The organism is Paraburkholderia sp. D1E, assembly GCF_052682275.1.
Map to the genome: position 1 here is coordinate 7842937 of NZ_JBQYMB010000001.1, position 22064 is coordinate 7865000.

A 22064-nucleotide genomic window follows, 5' to 3' on the forward strand; every position below is an offset into this window, starting at 1 on the left:
ACCATTCTCAATATTGGTCGAGTTTATCATTGATCGGCAAGGAGAACAAACGGGGACGCACGCAAAGCCTTATGGCAGCAGGGCCTTAAGGCGCTCCTAAGGAAAGCGGGGGCGAAGGTGCTGGCGGAGCGTGAGGCGGGGGAGAGACAAGACGCGGCACATCGCCGCGCCCTGACGGACAGGAAGAATTTATTGGACGCCGGGTACGTGGTCGCCGACGTTCGCGCCGAATACGCGTTGCCGCAACAGCGCCAGCTGGTCGCGGGTCTGCGCAGCCTTTTCGAACTCGAGGTTCTTGGCGTGCTCCATCATCTGCTTTTCGAGACGCTTGAGTTCCTTGGCGAGTTGCTTCTCGGACATGTCCTCGAATTTCGCCCGAGTCTGCTGTTCTTTCAACTCGGCGCGGGCGTCGTCGACGTTGTACACCCCGTCGATAATGTCGCGAATCCGCTTGACCACGCCGCGCGGGGTAATGCCGCGCTCCAGGTTGTAGGCGATCTGCTTGGTGCGCCGCCGCTCGGTTTCGTCGATAGCGCGGCGCATCGAGTCGGTCACCCTGTCCCCATAGAGAATCGCCTTGCCGTTCACGTTACGCGCCGCCCGGCCGATGGTCTGAATCAGCGAGCGCTCGGCGCGCAGGAAGCCTTCCTTGTCCGCGTCAAGAATCGCGACCAGCGAGACTTCCGGAATATCCAGCCCCTCGCGCAGCAGGTTGATCCCGACCAGCACGTCGAACGTGCCCAGCCGCAGATCGCGAATGATTTCGACCCGCTCCACCGTGTCGATGTCGCTGTGCAGGTAACGCACCTTGACGCCATGGTCGGCCAGAAACTCGGTCAGCTGCTCGGCCATCCGCTTGGTCAGCACCGTGACCAGCACACGGTCGCCCACCTTGACGCGTTCGTTGATCTCGGCAAGCACATCGTCGACCTGGGTTCGCGCCGGACGCACTTCGATTTCCGGGTCGACGAGGCCGGTAGGACGCACCAGTTGCTCGGCCACCTGCCCTGCTGTTTTCTTTTCGTAGTCAGCCGGCGTGGCCGACACGAACACCACCTGGCGCATCTTGCGCTCGAACTCGTTGAACTTGAGCGGGCGATTATCGAGCGCCGACGGCAAGCGAAAACCGTAGTCGACCAGATTCTCTTTACGGGCCCGGTCGCCGTTGTACATGCCGTTCAGCTGGCCGATCAGCACGTGCGACTCGTCGAGCAGCATCAACGCGTCGGCCGGCAGGTAGTCGACCAGCGTCGGCGGCGGCTCGCCGGGCGCCGCACCCGAGAAGTGCCGCGAGTAGTTCTCGATGCCTTTGCAGAAACCCAGTTCCTGCAGCATTTCCAGATCGAAGCGGGTGCGCTGCTCGAGCCGCTGCGCTTCGACGAGCTTGCCGTTGCTGTAGAAAAACTCGAGCCGCTCGCGCAGTTCGTCCTTGATCGTTTCGACCGCGCGCACCACGGTATCGCGCGGCGTCACATAGTGCGACGACGGGTACACGGTGAAACGCGAAATCTTCTGCCGCACGCGGCCGGTGAGCGGATCGAACAATTGCAGCGTCTCGACCTCGTCGTCGAACAACTCGATACGCACCGCCATTTCGGCGTGCTCCGCCGGGAAAATATCGATCGTGTCGCCGCGCACGCGGAACGAGCCGCGCTGGAAGTCAGCTTCATTGCGGTTGTACTGCATCGCGATCAGCCGGGCGATGATGTCGCGCTGGCCGAGCTTGTCACCCGTGCGCAGCGTCAGAATCATCTTGTGGTACTCGGACGGGTTGCCGATACCGTAAATCGCCGACACCGTGCCGACGATAATCACGTCGCGCCGCTCCATCAGGCTCTTGGTGGCCGACAGCCGCATCTGCTCGATGTGCTCGTTGATCGAGGAATCTTTCTCGATGAAGAGGTCGCGCTGCGGCACGTACGCTTCCGGCTGGTAGTAGTCGTAGTACGAGACGAAATATTCGACCGCGTTGCGCGGAAAAAACTCGCGAAACTCAGAATAGAGCTGCGCGGCGAGCGTCTTGTTCGGCGCGAATACGATCGCCGGCCGGCCGAGCCGTGCGATGGTGTTGGCCATCGTGAAGGTTTTGCCGGAGCCGGTCACGCCGAGCAGCGTCTGGAACGACAAGCCGTCCTCAATGCCTTCGACGAGCGTATCGATCGCCGTGGGCTGGTCGCCAGCAGGCAGATACGGCTGATAAAGCTGAAACGGCGAGCCTTCGAACGTGACGAATTTGGATTCGTCGAGCGTCTCGTCGACTTCAGTCAGATGTTGTTCGGACATGGGGAGCGGCACCGGGCCTTGGGCAAAGAACTATTCTAACGGGTTGCGGGAACCCGGGCTGAGCGGGTCTGCAGGGGGAGGGATGCGCGCCGGGGGGCCGATGCAGAGGCGATTTCCCGCCGGTTTGGGGCCGCTGCTCAACCTTCGCCGGCTTGGCCAGAGGCAGATCCGCTACGACCACATGACGCCGGAGTGCCTGTTTTTCAAGCAAATAATTCAGTCCAGCAGGCTTTGTCGGCCGAAAAACGCCCGCGGATTCGCTACAATGCGAAGTTGCGCTCGCTCGCCGATGCCCGCCTTCTGCCTGAATCGTTCGTCAGACAACTTTTGGCCGGGTCGCCCGCGCTTGAAGCCGCCCTCTTTTCACTACCAGCCCACCCATCATGTCTCTGTTCTCCGCCGTCGAACTTGCTCCCCGCGACCCGATTCTGGGCCTGAACGAAGCCTTCAACGCCGATGCGCGCACCACCAAGGTCAACCTTGGCGTTGGTGTGTACTTCAATGAAGAAGGCAAGATTCCGCTGCTGCGCGCCGTGCGCGACGCGGAAAAGGCACGCGTCGAAGCCGCGCTGCCGCGTGGCTATCTGCCGATCGAAGGCATCGCTGCCTACGACGCCGCAGTGCAAAAGCTGCTGCTCGGCAATGATTCGCCGCTGATCGCCGCAGGCCGCGTTGTGACGGCGCAGGCACTGGGCGGCACGGGTGCGTTGAAAATCGGCGCCGATTTCCTGAAGCGCCTGAACCCGAACACCAAGGTCGCGATCAGCGATCCGAGCTGGGAAAACCACCGCGCGCTGTTCGAAGGCGCCGGCTTCGAAGTCGTGTCCTATCCGTACTATGACGCGCACACGCACGGCGTGAACTTCGAAGGCATGCTGAGCGCGCTGAACAGCTATACCGCAGGCACGGTTGTCGTGCTGCACGCGTGCTGCCACAACCCGACCGGCGTCGACCTGACTGTCGACCAATGGAAGCAGATCGTCGAAGTCGTCAAGGCGCGCAATCTGGTGCCGTTCCTCGACATCGCTTACCAGGGTTTCGGCGACAACATCGAATCCGACGCTGCAGCAGTTCGCCTGTTCGCGGCATCGGAACTGAACGTGTTCGTGTCGTCGTCGTTCTCGAAGTCGTTCTCGCTATATGGCGAGCGCATCGGCGCACTGTCGATCATCACGGCAAGCAAGGAAGAATCGGCTCGCGTGCTGTCGCAACTGAAGCGCGTGATCCGCACGAACTACTCGAACCCGCCGACGCACGGCGGCGCGGTGGTCGCAGCGGTGCTCGCGTCGGCCGAATTGCGCGCCACGTGGGAAACGGAACTCGCCGAAATGCGCGACCGTATCCGCGCCATGCGCAACGGTCTGGTCGAACGTCTGAAGGCAAGCGGCGTGGATCGCGACTTCAGCTTCGTGAACGCACAACGTGGCATGTTCTCGTACTCGGGTCTGACGGCGCCGCAAGTGGACCGTCTGCGTGAAGAGTTCGGTATCTATGCCGTGGGCACGGGCCGTATCTGTGTGGCTGCGCTGAATACGCGCAACCTCGACGTGGTGGCTAGCGCGATCGCTCATGTGTTGAAGTAAGGCATTTCAGGGCGCGGATGTTCGTCGCGCGTACCTTGCTTTGCTTAGCTCAAGCGGCTTGAATTGCTTGAATTGCTTGTAGAAACGGCGCCCTTTCGGGCGCCGTTTTTTATTGGCCGGCTGTTGTGGGGCGTGTGACTCTCACCTACCGACACGGCCTGCTGTTGCGACTCGCTGCTTGCGACCCGCCGCCGTCAATTGCTGACGTGACCTGCCGCACTCATCTACGGTTGTTTCAGCGCGCATCCCGATGGATATCGTGCGTGACAAAGCCTGCGTCGTTATCTGGCATGTCGAGCCAATCGGGTTGTGCAAGCGAATGGCGGATATCTTCCAGCCCGCTTTTCCAATGTTCACGCATTGTAGAGAGACCGAACTGGAAGTCTTTGAAATGCCCTTCGTATTCCTTCTGCCGGTAGATGAGGTGGATCACGTTGTAACGCTTCGAACACGATAGATCATCCGCAAGCTTGCACCACGGATCGTCGCGCTGGTCAGACGGCACGCGATCGAGTACCTCACGCAGCACATGCCGGAAACGCTGCGAACGTTGCAGCATATCGGTCACGAGACGCGTTCGGCTCGAATACTGGATGTCTTTCATGCGCCCCTGAACATCGGTGATGTTGTCCGGCACCGGCCCGATCGCGCTCCATAGATCGACCTGGAACGCGAGCGTATCGCGACGCGGCGTGGACTGAATCACCTCGTAGAGCGGTGTGTTCGACATCAAGCCGCCGTCCCAGTAATACTGGCCATCGATTTCGACCGCCGCGAAACCCGGCGGCAACGCACCTGACGCCATGAAATGCTCAGGCTTCAGTTTCGTGTGCCTGTTATCGAAGTAGGCGAAATTGCCTGTTCCGCAATTCACCGCCCCCACCGACACACGCATCTCACCGGAATTGATGCGATCGAAATCACAGAGCGCTTCCAGCGTGGCCTTGAGCGGTGTCGTGTCGTAATAGCTCGCCAATTGCGGCGGCCCGGAGACAGTGGGCAGCGGCGGCGGGAAACGCGGCACGAAAAAACCCTTTTGCCCTTCAACGATCGCGCCCATCGCCTGAGACGCCGTAAAGGCCTTACGAACGGCCTCACTGGAATTGAACAGCGCATGCTCGATAAAGGCCGGCAACGGTGGCCCGAACGCCGGTTGGCAGATCGTCTCCCAGAACTGCAGCAGCCGCTCGACGCGTTTCTCCGGCGGATTGCCGGCAATGATGGCCGTATTCAGCGCGCCGATCGAAATGCCGGCGAGCCAGTTCGGCTCGATACCGGCTTCGTAAAGCCCCTGAAAGACACCGGCCTGATAGGCGCCCAACGCGCCGCCGCCTTGCAGCATCAACGCGACCGTTTCATAGTTGGGCAATCGGAGATGCCGGCCGGGATGCGCGGAGGGCGCAGGACCGGCGCCCTCGCCTTCCTCGCCGCCGGGCGCGCCGACGCGCGCCCGCTTGAGATTGCGTTGCGCCATGGGCGCCTCCTTATTGCATATACCAGCCGTGGCTCACAATAAAGGACTGACCGGTCAGCGCCGCAGTCGGGAAAGTAGACAGGAACAACACCGTCTCTGCAACGTCTTCCACTGTAGTGAAGATGCCGTCGACCGTGCCGCCCAGCATCACGCGCTTGATCACGTCTTCTTCGCTGATGCCAAGCTCCTTGGCTTGCTCGGGAATCTGCTTGTCAACAAGCGGCGTACGCACGAAACCCGGACACACCACATGCGAGCGCACGTTATGTTTCGCGCCTTCCTTGGCTAGTACACGCGCGAGCCCCAGCAACGCATGCTTGGCCGTCACATAGGCGGACTTCAGCGGCGAGGCTTCGTGCGAATGGACCGAGCCCATGTAGATCACGATGCCGCCGCGATCGTCTTTGTACATGTGCTTGAGCGCGGCCTTGGTGGTTAGAAAAGCGCCGTCCACATGGATGGCCTGCATCTTCTTCCAGTCGGAAAATGAGTAGTTTTCGATCGGATTGACGATCTGGATGCCGGCGTTGGAAATCAGAATGTCGATCGAGCCGAACTCGGCCGCGACTTTGTCGATGCCCTGGTTGACGGCGTCTTCGTTCGTGACGTCCATCGCCACGCCGATTGCCTTGCCGCCGGCCTTTTTGATTTCTTCAGCAACGGCGTTCGCACCGTCCTGATTCAGATCGGCGATCGCGATCGCCGCGCCCGCAGCGGAAAGCGTGAGCGCAATCTGCTTGCCGATGCCGCTCGCGGCGCCGGTAACCACGGCAACCTTGCCATTCAGATTCGTGTTCAGTGACGACATCCAGAACCTCCATGCAGTTGATGAGCAATGAGACCACGGGCCGCGGGCGGCGTGAAGTCAGCCAAACGGCATAGGCCGTTTGGCCGAATGCTGCACTGCGGCCAACGCTGCTATTGTGCATGAACCGTGTAAACAACATCCGTAAAACGCACATCGAACCTTATCTCTTTAAACTAGACCTTTCGGCGGGATTCCGGCGGCATCACTACCAAGGAGGAATGCATGAATTATCGACGTCTGGGCCGTTCCGGCCTGCAAGTCAGCGAACTGTCCATCGGCTCATGGGTCACCTACGGCAATCAGGTGGATCACCGTGCGGCGCGCGAATCGCTTGCGGCCGCGCGCGATGCGGGAGTCAACTTCTTCGACAACGCGGAGGTTTACGCCGCCGGCCAATCCGAAGAAATCATGGGCCAGGCGCTCAAGGAACTGGCGTGGCCGCGCGTAAGCTACGTGGTATCGACGAAATTCTTCTGGGGGCTCAACGAAGCACCGAACCAGTACCACACGCTGAACCGCAAATATTTACTGAACGCGATCGACACATCGCTCAAACGGCTGCAGCTCGATTATGTCGATCTGGTGTTCTGTCATCGTCCTGACCCAAACACGCCGGTCGAAGAAACCGTCTGGGCCATGAGCGACATGATCACGCGCGGCAAGGCACTGTACTGGGGCACGTCCGAATGGAGCGCCGACGAAATCCGCGCTGCTTACGAGATCGCCGAGCGGCATCATCTGCACAAACCGGTCATGGAGCAGCCGCAGTACAACCTGTTCCATCGCAAGCGCGTCGAGCAGGAATACAAACGGCTTTACGAGGATATCGGCCTTGGGCTCACCACATGGAGTCCGCTCGCGTCCGGCCTGCTCACTGGCAAGTACCGCGGCGGCGTGCCTGCCGATAGCCGGGCACAGTTGCAAGGCTATGACTGGCTGCGCAAGCAGGTCACCGATGCCGGCAAGAACAACGTGGTCGGTAAGCTAGGCGAAGTAGCCGACGAACTGGGCTGCACGGTCGGCCAGTTGGCGATTGCATGGATTCTGAAGAATCCACATGTGAGCACGGTCATCACCGGTGCGTCGCGCGTCGAACAGATCGGTGAGAACATGAAATCCGCCGATGTGGTCGAGCGGATCACACCGGAGATCAAGCAGCGGATCGAAGAGATCATCGGCGACGCCTACGACTGACCGACCGGCTGCTCGCTGGCCCGCGGAACGTGGCTCGCGTACCATCAGGGTCGTGTCACGCGCAACGCACTACGGGGTGCAACGCGGCGTCGCGTACAATACGCGACCGCGCTGCACTTCAGTCGTGCTGCCGCATTGCACTCGCATCGCCGAATCCGCCCTGGACCGGCACGCCCTCTTTCAGCGTCTCCTCATCATGCTCAGCTACCGCCACGCCTTTCATGCAGGCAATCACGCCGACGTTCTGAAACACGCCGTTGTGTTACAGCTACTGCGCTACCTCGGCCAGAAGGACAAATCCTACTGGTACATCGACACGCACGCGGGCGCCGGCGTCTATTCGCTGAAGGAAGGCTACGCGACCAAAACTGGCGAGTTCCAGACCGGCATCGCCAAACTATGGGCGCGTAACGACCTACCGTCGATCTTCGCGGATTACGTCGACGAAGTGAGCGCGCTGAATCCGGACGGCCAGTTGCGCTTTTACCCGGGCTCGCCGTATATCGCGTGGCGGCAGATGCGCGAGCAGGACCGCATGCGCCTGTTCGAACTTCACACCACTGAAATCGACGTGCTGCGCCACAACTTCCGCGACGCGGGCCGCCGCGCGATGCTGTATGCGGGCGACGGCTTCGATGGCATCCTCGCGTTGCTGCCGCCGGCGCCGCGCCGCGCGCTGGTGCTGCTCGATCCGTCGTACGAAGATAAGCGCGACTACACACGTACGCTGCGCTGCGTCGAAGAAAGCCTGAAGCGTTTTCCGACCGGCACCTACGCGGTCTGGTATCCGCAGGTAAGACGCCTTGAATCGCAGCGCTTCCCCGATCAGTTGAAGAAGCTGCAGGAGCGCAACTGGCTGCATGTGAGCCTGACCGTCAGCAATCCGCCAACCGATGGCTTCGGGTTGTTCGGCAGCGGCATGTTCATCCTGAACCCGCCGTATACGCTGGCAAAAACGCTCAAAGACCAGATGCCCTGGCTGGTCCAAACGCTCGGCGAGGACAAGGCCGCGCAATTCAAGGTCGAATATCGCGGCGATTGAGCCGCGCCCCGGTCGCACACGCGCGCGACGGTAAATCGCCCCCCAGACCGCTTACTTGAGTTGCGCCGCTGCCTTACGGGCGAAGTCGTTGGTATAGGTCGCGTTCAGATCGATCTTTTTCGGATCAAGGCGGGTATCAAACGACGACAAGGCGCGCAATGAGGTCGCCGGACCATCCGCGGGCATCAAGCCGTCCGGCGAATATGCGTCGCGCACATTGTGAAATGCCGCCACATAGAGAGCTGAATCGTTGAGCAAATATGCCGGCGGCACCATCTTCAGCAAGTCAGCATCGCTCGCGGTCTGCAACCAGTGGTCCGCGCGTACGATCGCATTGGCGAGCGCCTGCGTCGTCTTCGGATACTTCTGGATGAAAGTCTCCGATGCGTAGAGCGTCGCAGCCGGCATCGTCCCGCCGAATACTTCCTGCGTGCCCTTCACAGTACGCGTATCGACCAGCACTTTGATCGCACCACTGCGCGTCAGTTTGGTCATCATCGGATCGACATTGGATAGCGCGTCGATCTGACCACCGCTCACCGCGGCCAGGACCGTGGCGCCGCTGCCCACACCGATCGCCGAAATCTCGTTGCGCTGTACGCCCGCCTTGCGCAAAGCCACGGTGAGCACCAGATCCGTCGACGAACCCGGCGCGCTCACGCCAACTTTGGCCCCCTTGAAGTCCGCCAACGTCTTGATCTGATCCGCCTTCGACTTCACCACCGCGACGACGATCTGCGGCGCGCGGCCCATCAGCGCGAACGCGCGGTAGTGCTGCCCCTTGGCCTGCATGAACAGCGTGTGCTCGAACGCGCCGGCCCCGACGTCAGCGCTACCGCCTACGACCGCTTCCAACGCCTTCGATCCGCCCGCGAAATCTTCGAGCGTGACGTCGAGCCCTTCGTCCTTGAAGTAGCCCAACTGCTGTGCGGCGAGTACCGGCAAATAGTAAAGACCCGGCAAACCGCCGACGGCCATCGTCAACGTGGGCTTTTCCGGTAGGTCTTTGGCGAGCGCGACACCGGGCAGCGCCGCGGGTATGGCCAGCGCGATCAACGTGGCACAGGTGCCGGCAGCACGCCGCATCCAGTGAGTAGGCATTTGATGTCTCCTTGTTCTGTTTTCATTCGATGCGATGGCGCTGCGCACGGTGCATGGCCCACATCGTTCGCGAGAGAGCGTGCCACGATTGTCGTCGGACGGTTTCGCACACGCCATGCGCCGAAACCCGAATGGCGTCTGCCCCGCCTCGCGCATTAGCCGAAGGCGCGCGTACGCATGCGGCGGCACGACAGAGGACCTGCGGCTCGATGCGCGAATGGACGGAAAAGAAACTGCTGGGAGATATCGCGCCGAAGGCGCTTATTGCGCACGAGGTACTGGATGGGGTTGCGGCTGCGGTTGTGGAGACGGCTTGCCACCGCCAACCGGCACTGGGATGTAGGGCGCGACAACGATCGGTATCGACGAATTCGGCGCCAACTCTGTGGGCGTCGCGATGGGCTGTGCCCCGACGATCGGCTGCGGCGAGAGCGGCGCGGTCTGCAGCACAGTACCGCTCTGGCCGTCGCTTATCCCGCTCTGCGAGTCGAGTATCACGGGCTTACGGGCGTTGTTGCTCGACGCAGCGAAAGCCGCTGGTACTGCGAAGGCCATTGTCAGCGAAGCCGCGACGGCCGTGGCCAGGACAGATTGGGGCAAGCGGACAGGAAGCATGGGCGGACCGGTTGAGTTTGAGAATGCCGGATTGCGCAGAAAGCGTCTTACCTTACCGCGGCCGCAAGCGCCAGGCTAGTCGTTATTGGCCATGAATCGCCTTGCAGCCCACCTGCCGTGAAATTTTCGCGGTCCAGATGTGACAAAGCCCCGTTTATACGGGGCTCAACACTTTACTGCAATGGCCGCGCACGAAACGCTGCCAGGTCAAACCTGATACAGCTGAAACTTACAGCGAGTAGCCGTTGGTTTCGAGTGAGCGGATGCGCTGCTCGAGCTGAACGATGTCCGACGACGACGCCAGATAGGCTTCACGACGGCTGCGCTCTGCAGTTTCAAACCAGGTGCTCAACTTTTCAAGTACGTATGCAAACATGATGTTCTCCAAGGATCAGATTGAATCCCCGGTGAGTTTTGCATCAGGGATTTCCCTCAAAAGGGTTAACCCGAATTATATCCCTATGGTGCAACCTTGCTAGTGAAATGCCCGCATGACGTGCATTCCGTTTTGGAATGGTGCACGCCCATGGTGCACTTAAGTCATTGATTTAGCTAAATTCAGGATAGATTTTTCGAGGCTATTGATACTACCCCAAATTATTTAGCACCATAATTGTGCGCTTGGTCGATCAGTTGCGACAAATCTTGCAACAGGTTGCACCAGTGCGCTCAGATCGGATGACAACCCTTCCCCGACACCAGATCAGTGTCGGCGAGCCGCTCGATAATCGGGCAATCCGGGCGATCGTCGCCGTGACAATGATCGGCCAGATGCGCCAATGTGTCGCGCATGTCGGTCAGCTCAGTAATGCGGCGATCGAGTTCCGCGACATGCTCCAGCGCAATCGCTTTCACTTCGGCGCTGGCGCGTGACCGGTCGTGCCACAACGCCAGTAAACGGCGGATGTCTTCCACCAGAAAACCAAGACGGCGTGCCTGCCGGATGAAGCGCAACGAATGAACCTCTTGCGGCCCGTATACGCGATAACCGGCACTCGTGCGCGCCTTTGCCGCCAGCAAGTCCACGCTTTCGTAATAGCGAATCATCTTCGCCGTGACGCCCGACGCGCGGGCCGCTTCACCGATGTTCATGACTGTTTCCCCAATGTGTGCTTTGATCGTACATCTTCCCACCGTGGGAAGGTCAGCCACTCAATTGCGCATCGGCAGGCATAATTCAATCATCGCAATCTTCATTTTTTCGAGGCAATCCCAATGACGATCGAATTCCAGGTAGAAGGCATGAGCTGCCAGCATTGCGTGACTGCGGTCACGAACGCGATCCGTGAGCACGATGAAGTCGCTCAGGTCCGGGTCGACCTGGCGTCCGGCCGCGTGGCGGTCGAATCGGCGCAACCGGCTGACACGCTAAAGGCCGCTATCGACGAGGCCGGCTACACGGTTACCGGCGTGACCAGCGACTCGACACGCTAAGCGAGCGACCGTTATGTTCAAAGTTGCCGTCATTGGTGCTTCCGGGCTGCTCGGCCGGACGCTCGTCGACGAACTGACGCAGCAGGCCGGTTGGCAAGTTGTTGCCACGGCGTTCAGCCGGCCGGGTCCAGACACGGTCGCGCTAGATATTCGCGACGCGCGAGCGGTCGAACAATTTGTCGAACGCGAAGCGCCGGACGCACTCGTGATTGCCGCGGCGGAACGCCGGCCGGATGTGTGCGAGCACGATCCGGCGCTCGCCCGGGCATTGAATGTCGATGCGGTGCGAACCCTGGCCGCGGCGGCAAAGCGGCGCGGCGCATGGACGCTCTCGATCTCAACCGATTACGTGTTCGACGGCACTCACCCGCCCTATCAGCACGATTCCGCGCCCGCGCCGCTCAATGCCTATGGCCGCAGCAAGCTTGAAGGCGAGCGCGCGCTGACGGAATCCACCGATCTCGGCTGCGTGCTGCGTTTGCCGTTGCTATATGGGCCGATCGTCGATTGGGCAGAATCGGCGGTGACGAGTCTCGTGCCGGCGATTGCCGCATCGGCTTCACACGAAGGCAAGGCAGCCGTCATGGATGCATGGGCGATTCGCTATCCGACCTTTACGCCTGACGTCGCATTCGTGATCCGGCAGATGCTCGAACGGCATGCGCGTGACGAAGCGATCCGCGGCATCGTGCAATGGTCGGGAGACGAGCCGATGAACAAGTATGAAATCGCGGTGCGGCTTGCAGAAGCGCTGCAAGTCGATGCGCAACTGGCACCACAGCACATACCCACCGACGCTACGCCACGTCCGCATAACTGCCACCTGGCATCGGATCGGCTCGAGGCACTCGGCATTGGCCGCCGCACGCCGTTTGACGTTGCGATCCGGCAAGTGCTGGCCGCGTTTCCGTTGCGAGGCGATACGCCGGTGTAGTTCCCGGCAGCAAGCCTAGCCACGGCACGTTCTGCCCGCGTGGCCATAGCCCGCCGGTACGGCGGCATGGCGCCCGGGCATGCGGGCCAGGCTATGTCGGGTCGGGTCAGCATCAATGAAAATCGCGGCTCGCCGTGGCCAGTTCGCCGAGCCATTCGCTGTGATCTTCAAGTCGATGCGCGACGAGATGAACCACCTCGCCGTTCTGTTTCCGTTTCGCGCTGCCCGCTTTATTTGCGTTCACCACATTGCCGACGCTGTCACCCCCGGTCGACACGCCGTCGTCGCGCTGCAAGACACCATACACCGCCAGCAACGACGAACCCAGCAGCACCTTGCGCTGCTTTTCCACCAGCGATGGCCAGACGATTACATTGATCGAACCGGTTTCGTCTTCGATGGAAACGAACACCGTGCCGTTTGCCGTGCCCGGCCGCTGCCGCACGGTGACGATCCCGCAGGCGCGCGCCAGCGTGCCGTGCCGACACGCGGCAAGTTCGGCCGCCGTGCGAAAACGCTGCTTGGCAAGACGCTCGCGCAATAGCGCAAGCGGATGGCGATTGAGCGTGAGGCCGATGCTCGCGTAATCATCGACGATCTCGCGACTTTCGGTTGCCTGCGGCAATGCCAACGGCGCTTCGGCGATCGGCGCATCGCGCAGCAGCTTGGGCACCGCGTGCTGCGCGGTCACCGCCCACCACGCTTCGCGCCGATGGCCTGCGATGCTGACCAGCGCGTTCGCCGCAGCGAGCGCTTCGAGATCGCGCCGCGTCAATGCTGCGCGACGCGTCAGATCGTCGACATTGGTAAACGGCGCGTCACTGCGGGCCGCCACGATCCGTTCGGCAGCCACCTGTGAAAGACCTTTGATCAGGTGCATGCCGATACGCACGGCCGGACCGCGCGCCCCATAGGTTTTCGACGATTGGAATACACGTGCGGTCAGCTGTTTTGCCGCGCGCCGGATCGTCCGGGCCACCGTGAAGCGTCGCAACGACAGATCGCGAAATTGCTGCGCGGATAATACGCCCTGCTGACGACGCAAGGAGGTCTCGCTCGATGAAATCCGCTGCCCTTCATGGCCGCGTCTTTCGAAAGTCGACTCCCAATCGCTCAAGGTCACATCGGGCGTCAATACTTTGACACCATGACGCTTCGCGTCCTGCACCAGTTGCGACGGCGAATAAAATCCCAACGGCTGACTGTTGAGCAACCCCGCCAGAAAAGCGGCCGGCTCATAACGCTTCAGCCACGCGCTGAGATAGACGAGCAACGCGAAGCTCGCTGCATGACTCTCCGGAAAGCCGTACTCGCCAAAGCCTTCGATCTGTCTGCAGATCCGGTCGATAAAGTCCTTTTCATAACCACGCGCCGACATCCGGTCGTTCAGATCCTTCTGATACTTCGCCAGGTTGCCGGTGCGCCGCCACGCGGCCATCGCGCGTCGCAACTGGTCGGCCTGCTCACCGGTGTATTTCGCCGCAACCATCGCGAGGTGCATCACCTGCTCCTGGAAAATCGGCACACCAAGCGTGCGTTGGAGCACCGGCCGCAATTCATCCTTTGCGTAGTCCACCGGCTCGATACCTTGCTTGCGGCGCAGATACGGATGCACCATTCCACCCTGAATCGGCCCGGGTCGCACGATCGCGACTTCGATCACGAGATCGTAGTATTTGGTCGGCTTCAGCCGCGGCAACATGCTTTGCTGCGCACGCGATTCAATCTGGAATACGCCGATCGTGTCGCCATGTCCGCACATTTCGTAGACGGCCCGATCCTCTCGCGGAATATCCTGCATCCTGAATTCCGGAAAGCCACGCCGCAATGCGACGAACTCCAACGCGCGCCGGATAGCCGACAACATGCCGAGTGCCAGTACGTCGACTTTCAATAACTTGAGCGCATCGATATCGTCCTTGTCCCACTCGATTACACTGCGGTCTTTCATCGTCGCGTTTTCAATCGGCACGAGTCGCGACAGCCTGTCTTTCGCGATCACAAAACCACCGACGTGTTGCGATAGATGACGCGGAAAATTGCGCAGCTCTTTGGTAAGGCGAATCAGATTCTGCGTGATATGCGAGTTGGCATCAAAGCCCGCTTCAGCCAGGTATTTGGCGACCGCATCCGTACCATCCCACCATTGCTGCGATTTACTGATCCGCTCGATCAATGACGCTTCGAGTCCCAATGCCTTGCCAACATCCTTCAGCGCGCTGCGCGCGTGATACGTAATCAGCGAGGCAGTCAACGCCGCCCGATGACGGCCGTACTTGCCGTAGATATATTGAATCACCTCTTCACGGCGCTGATGCTCGAAATCGACGTCAATATCAGGCGGTTCGTTGCGTGCACGCGAGATGAACCGTTCGATCAGCATATTCATGCTTATCGGATCGATCTCCGTCACATGCAGGCAGTAACACACAATCGAATTTGCCGCCGAACCGCGACCTTGGCACAGAATGTTTCTGGAGCGCGCGAAGCTCACGATATCGTGCACCGTCAGGAAATATTTTTCGTATTTCAGTTCGGCGATCAGCAGTAGCTCTTTTTCGATCTGCTCGATCCGCTTGAGATTCATGCCGCCCGGCCAACGTTCGATTGCACCAGCCATGACCAGCTTGCGCAGATAACTCGATGGCGATTCACCGCCCGGCACCAGTTCTTCCGGATACTCGTACTTGAGTTCGTCGAGCGAGAAGCGGCATAGGGCTGCAATACGTAGCGTTTCTTCGAGCGTATCGCGCGGGTACAGTTTGGCGAGCCGCACGCGAGTGCGCATGTGCCGCTCGGCATTGGCCTCGAGCGCGTGACCGCACGCCGATAGCGGTGTGACGAGGCCTATCGCGGTCAAGGTGTCCTGCAACGGTTTGCGCGAGCGCACATGCATCAGGACGCCACCTGCCGCCACCAGAGGCAATCCACTCGTTTTCGAAATCATCCGCAACGCGTCGATCTGCAGATCGTCGCTGCCGGTTTGCCAGAGTTCAAGTGCGATCCATGAGCGTTGCGGAGCCAATGAGGCGAGCCAATGCGCGCAGCACAGCGTGTGTGAGAGCGTCGCCGTGCGTTGCGGCACGAGGATCAGGACGCAATCGGGCAAGGTCCTGAGATGCTCGAGATGCGGCAACGTATCGGTGAAATCGGACGGGCTGAGGCGATAGCTGCCTTTGTCGGCACGCGAGCGAGCGAGCGTGATCAGTTCGGAGAGGTTGCCGTAGCCATTACGGTTGGTTGCGAGTGCAACCAGTGTGCAGAACGGTTCGCCTGCATCGTCCGTCAGATTGAGTTCGCTGCCGATGATGAGGTGAGGGATCGGTTTTAGCGCCTCTTGATCAGTGGTTTCCTGTTGTGAGGTTTCCTGTTGTGGGGCCTCCTGCTGCAAGGCTTCCTGTTGTGAGCTCGCTGGCTTTGTAGTCGTCGACTTTGTTGCTTCTTCTAAAGACGTTCCTGCTTGCTCGGCTTTCGCCTTGTCTTCGCGTTCCTTCTTTTGGCGGTCCCGCTCCTGTTTGATTTCTCTCACCGCGGTGTGCGCTCGCACGACACCCGCCAGCGAGCATTCATCGGTAATCGCGAGTGCGCTATAGCCGCACGACATCGCCCGCTCGACCAGTTCATACGGATGTGAAGCGCCGCGCAGAAACGAGAAATTAGTCTGGCAATGCAGTTCCGCATACAGCGGCAATTGAGCCGCAAGTGCCTGCTCGACTAAAAATGTGGGCCGGGAATTTGCCATGATGCTCAGCCGAACAAACCCTGCAAATACCACTCGCCGCCAAGACATTCTCGATACACCCAGAACATATGGCCACGATCGTCTGCCGCAATGTAGTAATCCCGCTCGACGCGGTTACCGTCCCACCACCCTGCTTCAATCCGTTCGGTACGCGTGAGCATTTTTAGCGGCCGACGATAGATCGGCCGCTGGTCGCACACCATCAGGCGCAGCGGTTTGTCGAGCATCCAGACGGGACGAGGTTGCGATGGCAATGCACCGCCGGGTAGATCGAACGAAGCTTGAGCATCGGCCGGTTGTGTTACGAATATGCGGCTACTTTTAGCGTCACTCGTTTTTTCAGGCTGTCGTGATATATGTTCTGCGTGTTCTGCCAATTCCGCCGCATCGCCGCGTGCATGCACACTTTCCAATGCAGCGTGCTGCAACTCATCGGTCAGCCAGGTTTTATCCGCTTTGATTTTTGTCTCAGCTTTCGCAGACGAACGCTTCTTGCGCGAAAACGCTTGCGCCTGGTAGGCCTCGACGCGCATTGTCCGCTCAGGCCGATGATCATCCTGTACCGACATCTGCAGCACGTTCTCCGGCCCCAAACGCGCGCTTAAGCGTTCGAGCAGACGTGCAATCGAATCGCCGTCTGATTCAGGCATTGGAAACAAGGTGTCCGACCGCGCTGCATATTCACCGATCTGATCCGCGACCAGCTTCAACTCGATCACGGGCGCCACCAGAGTCGTCTGATTCAACTTCTCACGCAACAGCCAGATCAGATGCTCGGCATCGCGCGACGGTATGGCCCATGCGACCTTCAGACTCGACGTTTTCGGCGCATGACGGGATGCCAATTCATGTTCGAGCACCAACGTATAACCGCTGAGCGCTGCATGATGTGCGCTCAACCATCCAGCCAGTTGCACAATCAGCCGACGCGCGGCGAACAGTAATGCATCGGCATTATCGACCCGCGACGGCAACTCCAACTGCGCATGAAACGATGCCGGCGCACGAAACGATTCGCGCGGATCCGGACGCGTGCCATAGGCTTGCGCCAGCAAATCCAGAATGCCACTGCCGAAACGCCGTACAACGCCCGACCTTGGCAACTGACGCAAATCGGCCAATGTCGTACAACCGAAATGCACAAACGCATCGCGATGCGTCTGTGCAACCGGCAGCAACGACACAGATACGCGGTCGAGCACCCGTGCAAGCGACGTTTCCTTTATCACGTGCCAACGATGCCCCTGGCGATCGGCATGCGCCTGCGCCAACAGCCATGCGCCCCAGGCGGTTGGTGCGCATGCGAGGCGCGCCGTATAGCCGAATTCGGCCACCGTCGCGGATACCCGTGACAACAACGCGCGCAAGCCTCCAAACAACCGCAAACCGGAGCCGACTTCCAGCAACAAGGTGTGCGCGTGCGCGAGCGACACCTTCGGCGTGTACGTCAGCAAAGCGAGCGCCATCGCTTCGAATGCCTGGGTTTCGCGGTCTGCATCCGCGGCAAGCATCTTGAGACCAGGAGCCAAAGCCAATGCGTACGAGCGCGAATGGCCCACATGCACACCAGCACGCAAGGCGTCCAAATCCGGAATCAGGATGTGCGCGTGATCGGCCAGCGCATAGCAGCAGCGCACCTCGGTGACGTCTTCAGCACCTGGAGGCTGGCTTGCCGCATCGCCGGGCTCACACCGATTCTGCTTCGCGCGTGAACCATCCGGGAGCGACGCGAGAGGCTTCACCGCTTCCAGCGACAAGAGTGGCAATGTGACTGCAATCCACAACATGTTTGATCTCTCGTCGTTGATTGCTGCCGACTCTGCTTTCCGGCAACAAGACGCTTTGTAACGGCAAAATGAGCCGCAGAGGTTCAGCTAGCGGTGGCCCACGGCGCTTGAAGATGTCGATCGAGATACCAATCTCCTGCAACCATTGACGACGGTTGATCGTCTGCGCATTAGCCGGCAAGAGTGGCTCGCAGATCATTCGCAATGGCGCCGGCGAAGATTGCGTAGCCGCCTCGACAGGTCGGATCAAAAATGCCAGCGATGCCGACTCCTGAGCGGCCACCTGCAGACGCCGAACCTTATCGGCGTGCGCATTCGGCAGCCATACCAGCACTGCGCCGATGCCATCCTGCTTCAATGCCTGAGCAGCAGCCCACAGCGCCTGGTCGTCACTCGAACGCACCCATAAGACACGCTCGACGTCGATACCCCAAACCCTCAGTGCCGAAGCACTGGGCTGGTAAGGGGGCGCCACGAGCATGACGTGCCGTTCGGCTTGTGCCGTAAGATGCCGAAGCGCCCGAGCCAACAGGCGCAGTTCGCCGACTCCTTCGTGTTCAATCAACAATTCCGTCAGGCCACCGGCCGACCAGCCCTGTCCAGGCAGCAGTTGATCCAGCGCGGCATAGCCGCTGGAAATCACCCGCGAGTCCGCCTCGGCAAGCTCATTGCCCTGCCACACCTGACGCCGCAATTGCGACGGCAGTGTCGTCGTCGCCAGGTGAATCGCTGCTGCCATAAATACGCTCGTTCAATAGGGAATGCTCGGCCCTGCCCGGCATCGGGTAAGCATGGGGCGGCGAGTCTTCACTGTATATTTATACAGTACTTTGAGGTGGATGTTAAGACAAGGCGACGGAACGAACCGCGCGCAGGAAGGGAAATGAAAAGGGAGTAAAGCTGTTTTTGTTTTTGCAGGTTTTTCGCCTACGGGAGAGCTGTTCTTTGGCACTGCTGCCAAACGAACAAAACCAGAGTTCGTGCTGTGGGAAGGTGCGGTGCGGGTGAGTCGCGAAGGCGTGGACGTTGGACGCGCTTATCTGGAGCTGACGGGTTACGCGAACGCGATTCGGATCGGGAAGGAGTGAGTGAGCGGCGGGGAACTGGAGCCGCATCAGACAAGGTCCACTACGACGGTGGCATGCTGAGCCCACGCCTGTACGTTTTTGCTGCGGTAAACGCAGAAACCCCACCGTTGAGGGGTGGGGTTTCTGTTACTGCAGGGGAGCCTGACGATTACCTACTTTCACACGGGAATCCGCACTATCATCGGCGTGGAGTCGTTTCACGGTCCTGTTCGGGATGGGAAGGGGTGGGACCGACTCGCTATGGTCATCAGGCATGACTTGTTGCCGTACTGCTCGGGGAGCAATACAGCCAATCTGGAAGAAGTAGTTTCTGGTGATGCTCACCAGCGGGAGTTGTGTTGTTTCTGGCACAACACTGATCTCAACCGTGCGTCGCGTGTCCCTGCCCCCTTCGGGGGTGGTCCTGAGTAAGCACTGAAGTGCTAACTCATCACGCAAAACACACCTGTTATAGGATCAAGCCTTACGGGCAATTAGTATCAGTTAGCTTAACGCATTACTGCGCTTCCACACCTGACCTATCAACGTCCTGGTCTTGAACGACCCTTCAAGGGGCTCGAAGCCCCGGGGATATCTCATCTTAAGGCGAGTTTCCCGCTTAGATGCTTTCAGCGGTTATCTCTTCCGAACATAGCTACCCGGCGATGCCACTGGCGTGACAACCGGTACACCAGAGGTTCGTCCACTCCGGTCCTCTCGTACTAGGAGCAGCCCCCTTCAAATATCCAGCGCCCACGGCAGATAGGGACCAAACTGTCTCACGACGTTTTAAACCCAGCTCACGTACCTCTTTAAATGGCGAACAGCCATACCCTTGGGACCGGCTACAGCCCCAGGATGAGATGAGCCGACATCGAGGTGCCAAACACCGCCGTCGATATGAACTCTTGGGCGGTATCAGCCTGTTATCCCCAGAGTACCTTTTATCCGTTGAGCGATGGCCCTTCCATACAGAACCACCGGATCACTATGACCTGCTTTCGCACCTGCTCGACTTGTCGGTCTCGCAGTTAAGCACGCTTATGCCATTGCACTATCAGCACGATTTCCGACCGTACCTAGCGTACCTTCGTACTCCTCCGTTACACTTTGGGAGGAGACCGCCCCAGTCAAACTGCCTACCATGCACTGTCCCCGACCCGGATCACGGGCCAAGGTTAGAACCTCAAACAAACCAGGGTGGTATTTCAAGGACGGCTCCACGCAGACTGGCGTCCACGCTTCATAGCCTCCCACCTATCCTACACAGATCGGTTCAAAGTCCAATGCAAAGCTACAGTAAAGGTTCATGGGGTCTTTCCGTCTAGCCGCGGGGAGATTGCATCATCACAAACACTTCAACTTCGCTGAGTCTCGGGAGGAGACAGTGTGGCCATCGTTACGCCATTCGTGCAGGTCGGAACTTACCCGACAAGGAATTTCGCTACCTTAGGACCGTTATAGTTACGGCCGCCGTTTACCGGGACTTCAATCAAGAGCTTGCACCCCATCATTTAATCTTCCGGCACCGGGCAGGCGTCACACCCTATACGTCCACTTTCGTGTTTGCAGAGTGCTGTGTTTTTATTAAACAGTCGCAGCCACCAGTTTATTGCAACCCCTTCACCCTTTGCGCGCAGGCGCATCAAGCTACAGGGGCGTACCTTATCCCGAAGTTACGGTACCAATTTGCCGAGTTCCTTCTCCCGAGTTCTCTCAAGCGCCTTAGAATACTCATCTCGCCCACCTGTGTCGGTTTGCGGTACGGTCTTGTTAAACTGAAGCTTAGAGGCTTTTCTTGGAACCACTTCCAGTTGCTTCACCGCCTAAGCGGCTCGTCCCATGCCCTTGAATTGCGCGCCCGGATTTGCCTGAGCGCCTTCTCCAACACAGGAACCGGGACTTCCAACACCCGGACAACCTTCCGCGATCCGTCCCCCCATCGCATTTAACAATGGTGCAGGAATATTAACCTGCTTCCCATCAGCTACGCATTTCTGCCTCGCCTTAGGGGCCGACTCACCCTACGCCGATGAACGTTGCGTAGGAAACCTTGGGCTTACGGCGAGGGGGCCTTTCACCCCCTTTATCGCTACTCATGTCAGCATTCGCACTTCCGATACCTCCAGCGCACTTTTCAATGCACCTTCGCAGGCTTACGGAACGCTCTCCTACCATGCACATAAATGTGCATCCGCAGCTTCGGTATATTGCTTAGCCCCGTTACATCTTCCGCGCAGGACGACTCGATCAGTGAGCTATTACGCTTTCTTTAAAGGATGGCTGCTTCTAAGCCAACCTCCTGACTGTTTTAGCCTTCCCACTTCGTTTCCCACTTAGCAATATTTGGGGACCTTAGCTGGCGGTCTGGGTTGTTTCCCTCTTGACACCGGACGTTAGCACCCGATGTCTGTCTCCCGTGATTGCACTCTTCGGTATTCGGAGTTTGCTATGGCGTAGTAATCCGCAATGGACCCCACAACCATGACAGTGCTCTACCCCCGAAGGTGATACACGAGGCACTACCTAAATAGTTTTCGGAGAGAACCAGCTATTTCCAGGTTTGTTTAGCCTTTCACCCCTATCCACAGCTCATCCCCTAACTTTTCAACGTTAGTGGGTTCGGACCTCCAGTACGTGTTACCGCACCTTCATCCTGGCCATGGATAGATCACCTGGTTTCGGGTCTACACCCAGCGACTGAACGCCCTGTTCGGACTCGCTTTCGCTACGCCTTCCCTAATCGGTTAAGCTTGCCACTGAATGTAAGTCGCTGACCCATTATACAAAAGGTACGCAGTCACCCCACAAGGAGGCTCCTACTGTTTGTATGCATGCGGTTTCAGGATCTATTTCACTCCCCTCCCGGGGTTCTTTTCGCCTTTCCCTCACGGTACTGGTTCACTATCGGTCGATCACGAGTATTTAGCCTTGGAGGATGGTCCCCCCATCTTCAGACAGGATTTCACGTGTCCCGCCCTACTTGTCGTACACCCAGTT

General features: G+C 59.3%; 15 protein-coding genes, 2 rRNA genes and 1 pseudogene (1 of these 18 running past the window's edge). 6 read left to right on the top strand and 12 right to left on the bottom strand.

What is annotated here, in order from left to right:
• Positions 1-189 precede the first annotated feature (189 nt).
• Positions 190-2283, bottom strand: a complete 2094-nt coding sequence (gene uvrB, locus ACUN0E_RS35125; RefSeq protein ID WP_408234511.1) for an excinuclease ABC subunit UvrB — start codon at positions 2281-2283, stop codon at positions 190-192.
• Between the two features lie 383 nt (positions 2284-2666).
• Between uvrB and ACUN0E_RS35130 the strand changes: the two genes are divergently transcribed.
• Positions 2667-3866, top strand: a complete 1200-nt coding sequence (locus ACUN0E_RS35130; RefSeq protein ID WP_445569495.1) for an amino acid aminotransferase — start codon at positions 2667-2669, stop codon at positions 3864-3866.
• A 235-nt stretch (positions 3867-4101) separates the two neighbouring features.
• Here the strand turns inward: ACUN0E_RS35130 and ACUN0E_RS35135 are convergent, their stop codons facing one another.
• Both ACUN0E_RS35135 and ACUN0E_RS35140 read right to left on the bottom strand, forming a co-directional pair.
• The gene (locus tag ACUN0E_RS35135; protein WP_445569496.1) at positions 4102-5340 is read right to left on the bottom strand and encodes a DUF3734 domain-containing protein; all 1239 of its coding nucleotides are present in this window, start codon (positions 5338-5340) and stop codon (positions 4102-4104) included.
• Positions 5341-5350: 10 nt separating this feature from the next.
• Positions 5351-6148 carry a 3-hydroxybutyrate dehydrogenase gene (locus ACUN0E_RS35140; protein WP_408234520.1) on the bottom strand — a complete coding sequence of 266 codons (798 nt, stop codon included), beginning with the start codon at positions 6146-6148 and terminating at the stop codon, positions 5351-5353.
• Positions 6149-6370: 222 nt separating this feature from the next.
• On the opposite strand from ACUN0E_RS35140, the gene ACUN0E_RS35145 reads away from it, so the two are divergent.
• Positions 6371-7342, top strand: a complete 972-nt coding sequence (locus ACUN0E_RS35145) for a potassium channel beta subunit family protein (protein ID WP_445569497.1) — start codon at positions 6371-6373, stop codon at positions 7340-7342.
• 118 nt (positions 7343-7460) lie between these two features.
• Here ACUN0E_RS35145 and ACUN0E_RS35150 read toward each other — a convergent pair whose 3' ends face one another.
• Positions 7461-7595, bottom strand: a complete 135-nt coding sequence (locus ACUN0E_RS35150; protein ID WP_408234550.1) for a hypothetical protein — start codon at positions 7593-7595, stop codon at positions 7461-7463.
• Here ACUN0E_RS35150 and ACUN0E_RS35155 point away from each other — a divergent pair.
• Positions 7539-8384 (top strand): 23S rRNA (adenine(2030)-N(6))-methyltransferase RlmJ, encoded by an 846-nt coding sequence (locus tag ACUN0E_RS35155; RefSeq protein WP_408234526.1) that lies wholly within the window; start codon positions 7539-7541, stop codon positions 8382-8384. The two genes, ACUN0E_RS35150 and ACUN0E_RS35155, sit on opposite strands and share 57 nt — an antisense overlap.
• 51 nt (positions 8385-8435) lie before the next feature.
• On the opposite strand, the gene ACUN0E_RS35160 is transcribed toward ACUN0E_RS35155, so the two are convergent.
• The 3 genes from ACUN0E_RS35160 to cueR all read right to left on the bottom strand — a co-directional run bounded on the left by ACUN0E_RS35160 (position 8436) and on the right by cueR (position 11192).
• A complete protein-coding gene (locus ACUN0E_RS35160) occupies positions 8436-9485 on the bottom strand; it encodes an ABC transporter substrate-binding protein (RefSeq protein ID WP_445569498.1) in 1050 nt (349 codons plus the stop codon).
• Positions 9486-10329: 844 nt separating this feature from the next.
• On the bottom strand, positions 10330-10476 hold the full coding sequence (locus tag ACUN0E_RS35165) for a DUF3563 family protein (protein WP_074284875.1): 147 nt from the start codon (positions 10474-10476) through the stop codon (positions 10330-10332).
• Positions 10477-10769: 293 nt separating this feature from the next.
• The gene (cueR, locus tag ACUN0E_RS35170; protein ID WP_408234535.1) at positions 10770-11192 is read right to left on the bottom strand and encodes a Cu(I)-responsive transcriptional regulator; all 423 of its coding nucleotides are present in this window, start codon (positions 11190-11192) and stop codon (positions 10770-10772) included.
• 123 nt (positions 11193-11315) lie between these two features.
• Between cueR and ACUN0E_RS35175 the strand changes: the two genes are divergently transcribed.
• Both ACUN0E_RS35175 and ACUN0E_RS35180 read left to right on the top strand, forming a co-directional pair.
• Positions 11316-11534 carry a heavy-metal-associated domain-containing protein gene (locus ACUN0E_RS35175; protein ID WP_408234538.1) on the top strand — a complete coding sequence of 73 codons (219 nt, stop codon included), beginning with the start codon at positions 11316-11318 and terminating at the stop codon, positions 11532-11534.
• 13 nt (positions 11535-11547) lie between these two features.
• Positions 11548-12468, top strand: coding sequence for a dTDP-4-dehydrorhamnose reductase family protein (locus tag ACUN0E_RS35180; RefSeq protein ID WP_445569499.1), 921 nt, complete (start codon positions 11548-11550; stop codon positions 12466-12468).
• A gap of 112 nt (positions 12469-12580) precedes the next feature.
• Here ACUN0E_RS35180 and ACUN0E_RS35185 read toward each other — a convergent pair whose 3' ends face one another.
• Genes ACUN0E_RS35185 through imuA form a run of 3 tightly spaced genes read right to left on the bottom strand, consistent with a single transcriptional unit; the run spans position 12581 to position 18736 of the window.
• Positions 12581-16210 carry an error-prone DNA polymerase gene (locus ACUN0E_RS35185; RefSeq protein ID WP_445569500.1) on the bottom strand — a complete coding sequence of 1210 codons (3630 nt, stop codon included), beginning with the start codon at positions 16208-16210 and terminating at the stop codon, positions 12581-12583.
• A 5-nt stretch (positions 16211-16215) separates the two neighbouring features.
• Positions 16216-17997, bottom strand: coding sequence for a Y-family DNA polymerase (locus ACUN0E_RS35190; protein WP_445569501.1), 1782 nt, complete (start codon positions 17995-17997; stop codon positions 16216-16218).
• Positions 17897-18736 carry a translesion DNA synthesis-associated protein ImuA gene (imuA, locus tag ACUN0E_RS35195; protein WP_445569502.1) on the bottom strand — a complete coding sequence of 280 codons (840 nt, stop codon included), beginning with the start codon at positions 18734-18736 and terminating at the stop codon, positions 17897-17899. The genes ACUN0E_RS35190 and imuA overlap by 101 nt, the downstream gene beginning before the upstream one ends.
• A 241-nt stretch (positions 18737-18977) precedes the next feature.
• On the opposite strand from imuA, the pseudogene ACUN0E_RS35200 reads away from it, so the two are divergent.
• Positions 18978-19085: pseudogene (locus ACUN0E_RS35200) on the top strand (lipocalin family protein); the annotation flags it as partial.
• A 139-nt stretch (positions 19086-19224) separates the two neighbouring features.
• Here ACUN0E_RS35200 and rrf read toward each other — a convergent pair.
• Together rrf and ACUN0E_RS35210 are read right to left on the bottom strand one after the other, a co-directional pair.
• Positions 19225-19337: ribosomal RNA gene (gene rrf, locus ACUN0E_RS35205) — 5S ribosomal RNA — on the bottom strand.
• Between the two features lie 200 nt (positions 19338-19537).
• A 23S ribosomal RNA gene (locus ACUN0E_RS35210) occupies positions 19538-22064 on the bottom strand; it runs 353 nt beyond the window's last position.

Bases quoted from the DNA above. Each gene is read 5' to 3' on its own strand.
- uvrB (WP_408234511.1), bottom strand. From the start codon at position 2,283: ATGTCCGAACAACATCTGACTGAAGTCGACGAGACGCTCGACGAATCC.
- ACUN0E_RS35130 (WP_445569495.1), top strand. From the start codon at position 2,667: ATGTCTCTGTTCTCCGCCGTCGAACTTGCTCCCCGCGACCCGATTCTG.
- ACUN0E_RS35135 (WP_445569496.1), bottom strand. From the start codon at position 5,340: ATGGCGCAACGCAATCTCAAGCGGGCGCGCGTCGGCGCGCCCGGCGGC.
- ACUN0E_RS35140 (WP_408234520.1), bottom strand. From the start codon at position 6,148: ATGTCGTCACTGAACACGAATCTGAATGGCAAGGTTGCCGTGGTTACC.
- ACUN0E_RS35145 (WP_445569497.1), top strand. From the start codon at position 6,371: ATGAATTATCGACGTCTGGGCCGTTCCGGCCTGCAAGTCAGCGAACTG.
- ACUN0E_RS35155 (WP_408234526.1), top strand. From the start codon at position 7,539: ATGCTCAGCTACCGCCACGCCTTTCATGCAGGCAATCACGCCGACGTT.
- ACUN0E_RS35160 (WP_445569498.1), bottom strand. From the start codon at position 9,485: ATGCCTACTCACTGGATGCGGCGTGCTGCCGGCACCTGTGCCACGTTG.
- ACUN0E_RS35165 (WP_074284875.1), bottom strand. From the start codon at position 10,476: ATGTTTGCATACGTACTTGAAAAGTTGAGCACCTGGTTTGAAACTGCA.
- cueR (WP_408234535.1), bottom strand. From the start codon at position 11,192: ATGAACATCGGTGAAGCGGCCCGCGCGTCGGGCGTCACGGCGAAGATG.
- ACUN0E_RS35175 (WP_408234538.1), top strand. From the start codon at position 11,316: ATGACGATCGAATTCCAGGTAGAAGGCATGAGCTGCCAGCATTGCGTG.
- ACUN0E_RS35180 (WP_445569499.1), top strand. From the start codon at position 11,548: ATGTTCAAAGTTGCCGTCATTGGTGCTTCCGGGCTGCTCGGCCGGACG.
- ACUN0E_RS35185 (WP_445569500.1), bottom strand. From the start codon at position 16,210: ATGGCAAATTCCCGGCCCACATTTTTAGTCGAGCAGGCACTTGCGGCT.
- ACUN0E_RS35190 (WP_445569501.1), bottom strand. From the start codon at position 17,997: ATGTTGTGGATTGCAGTCACATTGCCACTCTTGTCGCTGGAAGCGGTG.
- imuA (WP_445569502.1), bottom strand. From the start codon at position 18,736: ATGGCAGCAGCGATTCACCTGGCGACGACGACACTGCCGTCGCAATTG.